Annotated in this window: 6 protein-coding genes and 1 pseudogene; 2 read left to right on the top strand and 5 right to left on the bottom strand. The window is 69.0% G+C overall.

What is annotated here, in order from left to right:
• Positions 1 to 3: 3 nt before the first annotated feature.
• The 4 genes from VW23_RS15050 to VW23_RS15065 are packed head-to-tail and all read right to left on the bottom strand — an operon-like array spanning position 4 to position 4,697.
• Positions 4 to 1,218 (bottom strand): MFS transporter, encoded by a 1,215-nt coding sequence (locus VW23_RS15050; protein WP_069910371.1) that lies wholly within the window; start codon positions 1,216 to 1,218, stop codon positions 4 to 6.
• Positions 1,211 to 1,618, bottom strand: coding sequence for a Zn-ribbon domain-containing OB-fold protein (locus tag VW23_RS15055; RefSeq protein WP_069910372.1), 408 nt, complete (start codon positions 1,616 to 1,618; stop codon positions 1,211 to 1,213). Before VW23_RS15055 ends, VW23_RS15050 begins: the two co-directional genes overlap by 8 nt.
• Positions 1,615 to 2,754: a thiolase family protein gene (locus VW23_RS15060; RefSeq protein ID WP_069910373.1), complete on the bottom strand. Its 1,140-nt coding sequence runs from the start codon at positions 2,752 to 2,754 to the stop codon at positions 1,615 to 1,617. The genes VW23_RS15055 and VW23_RS15060 overlap by 4 nt, the downstream gene beginning before the upstream one ends.
• Positions 2,751 to 4,697: an acetoacetate--CoA ligase gene (locus tag VW23_RS15065; protein ID WP_069910374.1), complete on the bottom strand. Its 1,947-nt coding sequence runs from the start codon at positions 4,695 to 4,697 to the stop codon at positions 2,751 to 2,753. Before VW23_RS15065 ends, VW23_RS15060 begins: the two co-directional genes overlap by 4 nt.
• 141 nt (positions 4,698 to 4,838) lie before the next feature.
• On the opposite strand from VW23_RS15065, the gene VW23_RS15070 reads away from it, so the two are divergent.
• A complete protein-coding gene (locus VW23_RS15070) occupies positions 4,839 to 6,017 on the top strand; it encodes an acetyl-CoA C-acetyltransferase (protein WP_069910375.1) in 1,179 nt (392 codons plus the stop codon).
• Between the two features lie 20 nt (positions 6,018 to 6,037).
• Here VW23_RS15070 and VW23_RS15075 read toward each other — a convergent pair whose 3' ends face one another.
• Positions 6,038 to 6,874: a DUF4118 domain-containing protein gene (locus VW23_RS15075; RefSeq protein WP_069910376.1), complete on the bottom strand. Its 837-nt coding sequence runs from the start codon at positions 6,872 to 6,874 to the stop codon at positions 6,038 to 6,040.
• A gap of 274 nt (positions 6,875 to 7,148) precedes the next feature.
• On the opposite strand from VW23_RS15075, the pseudogene VW23_RS15080 reads away from it, so the two are divergent.
• Positions 7,149 to 7,614: pseudogene (locus VW23_RS15080) on the top strand (N-acetylglucosamine kinase); the annotation flags it as partial.

The following is a 7,614-nucleotide window of genomic DNA, read 5'->3' on the forward strand; positions in this document are numbered from 1 at the left end:
CCCCTACTTCCGCCCCTGTGCGATCCGCTCCGCTTCCGGCAGCCGGCGCAGCAGCAGCATGGCGATGATCCCGAGCAGCGGGCCGGGCGCCAATATCGCGAAGGCCCATTGCCAGCCGATGGCCGCAGCCAGCATCGGCACCACGGTCAGGCTGACGATGGTCAGCGCAAAGCCGATGCCGAGCTGGAAGGCGAGCGCCGTGCCGATCAGGTCGGGGTCGCCGACCTCGGTGGTCATGGCGGAAAACTGCGCCGAGTCCGCGACGATGGTGGCGCCCCAGAGCAGCGCGATCGAAACGAACAACCAGAGCGGGCCGGCAAAGCTCACCCCGATCAGCAGCGCGCATGTGCCCGACAGCGCCATCATGATGATGGTGGTGAGCGTCCGCCCGATGCGGTCGGCGATGAGGCCGCCGACGAGGCAGCCGACAAAGCCCGAGGCGACCATGGCGAACACCAGCAGCGAGATCTCGGCCGGGCTCATCCCCGCCGTTACCGAGGCTGCGCCGGCAAAGGCCAGGAACCAGCCCCAGGCGGCATAGAGCTCCCACATGTGGCCGAAATAGCCGAGATTGGCCAAAGCCACCGCTCGGTTGCGCACCACCCGCCCAATCTGGCGCGGGTCGAACACGGCGCGGCTGAACGGGTGTGGCCCCTCGCGGACCAGCGCCAGGAACACCCCCGCCCCGCAAAGCGTCAACCCACTGGCCGTCGCCACGACGAACCGCCAGTCGAGCCCGGCGAACAGCGCGCGCAACAGATGCGGGAAGGCCGAGCCCAGCGTCAGCCCGCCGATCATCGCCCCCATGGCAAGCCCGCGGCCGCGAATGAACCAGGTGGCGACCAGCTTGAGCGCCGGCGGGTAGACCCCGGCCAGCGCCACCCCGGTCAACAGGCGCAAAACGATCGCCACCTCGGCCGAGGGCGCCAGCAGCAGCAGCAGGTTGAACGCCGCCGCCAGCCCCGCCGCGATCCCCATCAACAGGCGCAGCGGCGCAATATCGGGCAGGTTAAACAGGCTCAGCGTCAGCGCCCCGGCGACGAAGCCGAGCTGCACCCCATTGGTCATCCAGGTCTGCGCCAGGCCCGAGAGCTGCCATTGCGCCGTCAACTGCGGCAGGATCGCGGTGGCCGAGAACCAGGTGGTCATCGACAGGATCACCGCCCCGGTAAGCAGCACCAGCATGCGCCAGGCGGCTGGGGTCGGCCGATCACTCATTTTGCGGCTCGAAACACGGCAGGATTTCCGCCCCGACCTGGGTGAAGCGGACCTGCAGCGGCAGGTGGAGCCGAGGTTCCGCCGTAAGGATATGGCTCAGCATGCTCGGCCTCTCGGCCAGCCGCACGATACCGATGGCATAGGGCGCCGCCGGCTCCCAGCCGGGATGGCCCGGCCGATGGATCACCGACCAGCTCTCGAGCCGCGCCCGCCCGGATGCTTCGCGCCATTCGAGACGCGGCGACCAGCAATAGGGGCAGATCTGGCGCGGGTAGAACACCCAGCTCGCACAGTCCGCGCAATGCTGCACGATGAACCGCCCCTCGGCGGCCGCTGCCCAGAACGGCACGGTGAGCGCAGTGCGGGTCGGCCCCGGGACTTTCAGTTCGCCGAGGTTCATGCCGCCGCTCCCAGCATCAGCGCGGTGGCTTCGCTCATCGTTGCGCCATTGCCGGTGACCAGCGCCAGGCGGGCATTGGCGATCTGCCGCATCGGCGTGTTGCCGCGCAGCTGGCGCACCGCCTCGACGATATGGGTCATGCCGCCGGCAAGGTCGGGCTGGCCAAAACCGAGCTGGCCGCCATGCGGGTTCAATCGGCTGAGATCGGCGTCACGCAGCCAGTCGCCGAACCGGCCGGGCGCGGCCAGCCCGGCATCTTCGATCGTCGTGGCGACCATGATGCTGTAGCAATCGTAGAGCGACAGGATATCGATCTCCGCGATCCGCACCCCGGCCTGGACCAGCGCCCGGCCGATGGCCGGTTGCAATGGCCCCGAAGTCAGCGACGGCGCCTGCGACAGAGCACGATGGGTTACCTTCTCCCCTGCCCCTAGCAGGTGCACGGCCGGCTGCCGCCGCCCCCTGGCCGCCGCAGCTGAGCTCACCACCACCGCTGCTCCACCCGCCACCGGCATGACGATCTCGAACAGGTGCAGCGGGCTGGCGATCAGCGGCGAGGCGAGAACATCGGCGACACTGGCCGGCTTGCCGAAAAAGATCGCGTCGGGGTTGCTCTGCGCATTGGCGCGCGCCGCCGCGGCGATCAGCGCAAAATCCGCGTCGGCCGAGCCGAACTCCGCCATGTGGCGCTGCTTGATCATGGCATAGGTGGCGTTGGCGCCCGAGGCGCCGAACGGCACATCGAACTCGCGGATCGGGTTGCGGTTGGGCGAACGCGGCGGCTCGGCCTCGCGGGTATTGGCGAGGACGCAGAGCACCGTCTCGCACATCCCGGCGGCGATCGCCGCCGCGGCGCGCCACACCATGCCGGCGCCCGATGCACCGCCCAGATCCACCACATTGGCCATGTCGGGCCTGAGCCCGAGATATTCGGCCACCGTCGCCGGCACGTGCTGCGGCGTTTCGCCGACCTGCGGGCCGACCAGCAGCCCGTCGATGGCGCCGGGCTCGAGGCCCGCATCCGCCACCGCCAGCCGCGCCACCTCGGCGATCATCCCGAGGGTCGTGGCGCCCTTGGTTGAACGCACCGGCTTCAGCTCGCCGATGCCGACAATTGCCCCAAGCGGTTGCCTCACAGGGCGCTGTCCCGGCTGAGCGAGCGGAAAATCTCCAGCGCTTCGGGGTTGGAGAGCGAGTCACGGTTCTTCACCACCTCGCCCAGCATGGTGGCGCGCGCCGCGCCTTCCACCCGCTTGCCGTTCAGGGTGTAAGGCACGGCCGCGATGGCGTGGATGCGATGCGGCACATGCCGCGGCGACGCCGCCTCGCGGATCGCCTTGCGGATTCGGCCGGCCAGTTCCGCCGAAATGCTGCCGCCTTCGATCGGCTTGAGGCAGAGCACGATCTCCTCGTCGCCACTGACTGGAGCGCCGAACACCAGGCAATCCTCGACCTCGTGGAAACTCTCGACCGTGGCGTAGATCTCGGCCGTGCCGATGCGCACGCCGCCCGGCTTCAGCGTGGTGTCGGTCCTGCCATAGATGATCGCCGAACCATGGATGGTCTGCTCGGCGAGGTCGCCATGCGTCCAGATGCCGGGGCGCTGGGCGAAATAGGTGTCGTGATAACGCTTGTCGCCGCCCTCGCCCCAGAAGGTCAGCGGCATCGAGGGGAACGGCTCGGTGCAGACCAGGTCGCCCTTCCTGCCGATCACCGAGGCATGGCGCTCGTCGAGCACGTCGACGGCATGGCCAAGCGCTTTGCAGGTCAGCTGCCCGCGCCGCACCGGCAGCGTCGGATTGCCGATCATGAAGCAGCCGATGATCTCGGTGCCCCCTGAAATCGAGGCGAACATCATGTCCGCTTTCACCGCGTCATAGAGCCAGTCGAACTGGTCCGGCGCAACCGGCGCCCCGGCGCTCAGCACCGAGAGGAGTTTCGAGAGATCGACGCGCTCGGAGGGACGGTAGCCGGCCTCGGCCACGGTCAGCAGGAATTTTGGGCTGATACCGAAATGCGTGACGCCGGCTTCCGCTGCCACCCGCCAGAGCAGGCCTACATCGAGCCCGTCGGCGGTGCGCGGAATGGCAGCGCCGTCGGTCAGCACCACGCTGGCGTTGCACGCCAGCGCCGAGATCACCCAGTGGTACATCATCCAGGCGGTATTGGTGTACCATGAGACCGTGTCCCCCGGTTTCACGTCACCATGCAGCTGGTGTTCCTTCAGATGCTGCAGCAGCACGCCGCCGGTCGAATGGACGATCGCCTTGGGCTTGCCGGTGGTGCCCGAGGTATAGAGCACATAGAGCGGCTGGGCGAACGGCACCCGCGTGAAGCTGAGCGGCGCTCCGGCATCGCCGAAATCCTCCCAGCGATGCGCCCGGGCTCCGCCGACCGGCGCTTCGCCGCCGATCAGTACCACATCGGTGAGGCCGGGCATCTGCGCGGCAAGCTCGCCGATGCGGCCCGAGATATCGTGCTCCTTGCCGCCATAGCAGTAGCGCGGCGTCGCGATCAGCACCCTGGGGGCGATCTGCCCCAGCCGGTCGAGAATGGCCACCGCGCCGAAATCCGGCGAGCAGGACGACCAGGTGGCGCCCAGCGCCGCCGTGGCGAGCAAAGCGACCAATGCTTCGATCCGGTTGGGCAGGATGCCGGCAACCCGGTCGCCGGCAACCACCCCGGCAGCGCGCAGCCCCGCCGCCACCCGGGCCACCTCGGCCCGCAGCCCGCCGCGGGTCGTGCGGCGCGAAATCCCCGCCTCATCGCTCTCGATGATCGCCGGCTCGGCATCGGCGCCGCGCAGCAGGTTCTCGGCGAAGTTGAGCCGCGCTTCGGGAAACCACTGGCCACCCAGCATCCCGCCATCGGCAGCCGGCACGTAACTGACGCTGCCCTTGTCGCCGATCACCCCGCAGAAATCCCACACGGCGCTCCAGAACGCCCCGGGCTGGCTGGTCGACCAGCGGTGCAGCACGTCGTAGGAAGCGCCGCCAAACCCCTGGGCGGCGGCAAAACGCGTCAGGTTGGCAGCCGCGATCCATGCCTCCGACGGGCGCCAGACGATATCGGTATCCAAGTCTCTTCCCCTTGCGGCGGTTCGCGTTATGGGTTGCTGGGGGTGGCCCAGCGGCGACCGCTTCGCTATAAGCAGTTTGTGGACCGAACGGTACAACAATGTCCCCTCCCCGCCAAGTGCGACGAATGGATCGAGAGCACAATGATTGAAGACGCCGTCATCGTCGCCGCGGTGCGAACCCCCATCGGGCGGTTCGGCGGAGCCTTTTCCGAGCTGCCTGCGACGGCGCTTGGCGCCATCGCGGTGCGCGCCATCGTCGAGCGCAGCGGCATCGACCCATCTGCCATTGATGATGTACTGATCGGTCAGGTTCTGCAGGCCGGCGCCGGGCAGAATCCGGCCCGCCAGTCGGCCATCGGCGGCGGCATTCCGCAGGGCGTGCCGGCCATGACGGTCAACCAGGTCTGCGGCGGCGGGCAGCGCTCGCTGCACCTCGCCGCCCAGGCGATCCGGCTGGGCGATGCCGACATCGTTCTCGCCGGCGGGCAGGACTCGATGACCCTTGCCCCGCATGTGCTGCCAAACAGCCGCGCCGGCTTCAAGATGGGTGAAGTCACCATGCGGGATTCGATGCTGGTCGACGGGCTGGTCGATGCGTTCAACGGCGTCCACATGGGCGTGACGGCGGAACGCCTGGCGCGAAAATACCAGATCACCCGCGACGAGCAGGACAGGTTTGCCCTGGCCTCGCAACTGAAGGCCGCTGCCGCGATCAAGGCCGGCCGTTTCGCCGACGAGATCGTGCCGGTCGAAGTGCGACAGAAGCGCGATTCGATCGTCATCGGCGCGGACGAGCATCCGCGCCCGGACACCACGCTCGAGCAGTTGGGCGCATTGCGGCCGATCTTCGATGCCGAGGGCAGCGTCACCGCCGGCAATTCATCGGGCCTCAACGACGGGGCCGCGGCGCTCTTGGTGATGTCGGCCCGCCGCGCCGGCGAACTCGGCCTCCAGCCCCTGGCACGCATCGCCTCCTATGCCTCTGCCGGCGTCGATCCGATGGAAATGGGGCTCGGCCCCGTCCCCGCGACACGCACGGCGCTGGCCAAGGCCGGCTGGGTTCCTGCCGAGCTCGACCTGATCGAACTGAACGAGGCCTTTGCGGCCCAATCCATTGCGGTCAACCGCGAGCTCGGCCTCGACCCTGAACGGATCAACGTCAATGGCGGCGCCATTGCGCTGGGCCATCCGCTGGGCGGCTCAGGCGCGCGCCTCGTGGTGACGCTGGTCCACGAAATGCTCAAGCGCGATGCCCATAAGGGCCTCGCCACCATGTGCATCGGTGGCGGCCAGGGCGTGGCCATTTGCCTCGAGCGGTGAACCGCTCGTCGCCAGGTTCCTCAGCCCCCGCTCCGCCGCTCCAGCGCCATTGCCAGCAGCGCGGCGACCACATCGATGACCCGCTCCGGCGCCTCGGGGCGGTCGTCCGGATCGAAAGCGAGGCCGATGACAGCCTGCTGGCCGGCCCCCTGCCCGACCGGCCAGAAATCGATGCGCGAGGCCAGTTCCGGATAGACCCCGGCGCGCGAGCCGGTGCCGCCGGCCATCAGCGTGCGCACCGCCTCGAGGTCGGCCGCCTGGAGTTCGGCGGCGCCAGTCTTGCTGGTGAACATCACCTCGCCGCCGGCGACCAACAGCACTGCGGCGGGAGCCGCGAACAGCCCCGCCAGCGCCTTCGCGGTGGTCGCGGCGATCGCCTCGCTGGTGTCGGCGGCCAGGACGTCGCGGCTATACTGCCTGAGCGCGTTCGCCTGGCTTTCGAGCCGTGTGGCATCGGCCCGCCGGCGCTGCGCGGTGAACGCCACGGCACTGACGATGACCCCGACCAGCAACAAGAGCCCGATGGCCCAGATGTTGGAGGGATCATCGACGACGAGCGACAGGCGCGGCTCGGTCAGAAAGAAGTTGAAGGCCAGCGCGCCAAGCACCGCGGCGGCGAGCGACGGCCCAAAGCCAAAGCTGGCGCCGGCGATGACGACGGGCAGAACGAACACCAGCGACAGGTTGGGGATCGGGCTCACCTGGTCGACGCCAACCGCCAGCGCGGTCGCGGCAGCGGTCATGGCCAGCGCTGCGAGATAGCCGAGCGCCACTTTACCGCGCGGCGAGGCCAACGCCGGTCCGACGCCTGCCAAGGCGGCGGCGTTTTCGGGTGCCTTCGATTCAATGTGAGCCATCTTCGACTCCCTCAGTTGCACTTCGCGACGCCGGTGGTTTTCCGGCGTCGGCACCATGAAACTGGGCCCGCTGACATGCGGATTTCAATGTGGAGGGAGCGGGCTTGGCATAGGGAAGTCATATAGATTTGACGGCGCGGCAGAGCTCGCCGGCCCGGCACGCGAGAAGCAGTGGCAGCTCACACCAGGTGCTGGCGCGAACCACCCGGTTGTGGTCCACATCGCCATTGCCGGCACCGACCTGCCGGAACACCAAGCGCTGAAGGGCCCCGTCATGCCTCGTCATTCTCACGTCACCCCGGCCGAGCAGGCGGTTGTCGTTGGCATCGACGGCGGCGGCAGCAAGACCCTTATCGCCAGCGCCGACCGCGGCGGACGGGCGATCAGCATGGAACGCGGCCGCGGCACCAGCCCGCTCGAAAGCCCCGGCTGGCGCGAGGCGCTGGCCGAACTGGCGCAGCCGTTTGCCGGGGGTTCGGGCCTTGCCGGGGTGGCGGCGGCGCTGCCGGCCTTTGGCGAAGTCGAAGCCGCTTCGGCCGCCCAGCAGCAGGCGATCGGCGAGCTGTTCGGCGTGGTGCCGCAGCGCCTGCTCAACGATGTCGATGCTGCCCATCTCGGCGCCTTCGCCGGCGGGCCCGGCATCCTGATTCTGGCCGGCACCGGCTCCATGGCCGGGGCGCGGGACGCAGCGGGCGGCTCGCACCGGAGCGGCGGCTGGGGTGCCGTCATCGGCGTCGAGG

The sequence above is a fragment of the Devosia insulae DS-56 genome (assembly GCF_000970465.2).
Classification (GTDB): Bacteria; Pseudomonadota; Alphaproteobacteria; order Rhizobiales; family Devosiaceae; genus Devosia_A; species Devosia_A insulae.

What these genes read in the sequence shown, in the direction of transcription:
- VW23_RS15055 (WP_069910372.1), bottom strand. Translation starts at nt 1,618, where the DNA reads ATGAACCTCGGCGAACTGAAAGTCCCGGGGCCGACCCGCACTGCGCTC.
- VW23_RS15070 (WP_069910375.1), top strand. Translation starts at nt 4,839, where the DNA reads ATGATTGAAGACGCCGTCATCGTCGCCGCGGTGCGAACCCCCATCGGG.
- VW23_RS15075 (WP_069910376.1), bottom strand. Translation starts at nt 6,874, where the DNA reads ATGGCTCACATTGAATCGAAGGCACCCGAAAACGCCGCCGCCTTGGCA.
- VW23_RS15050 (WP_069910371.1), bottom strand. Translation starts at nt 1,218, where the DNA reads ATGAGTGATCGGCCGACCCCAGCCGCCTGGCGCATGCTGGTGCTGCTT.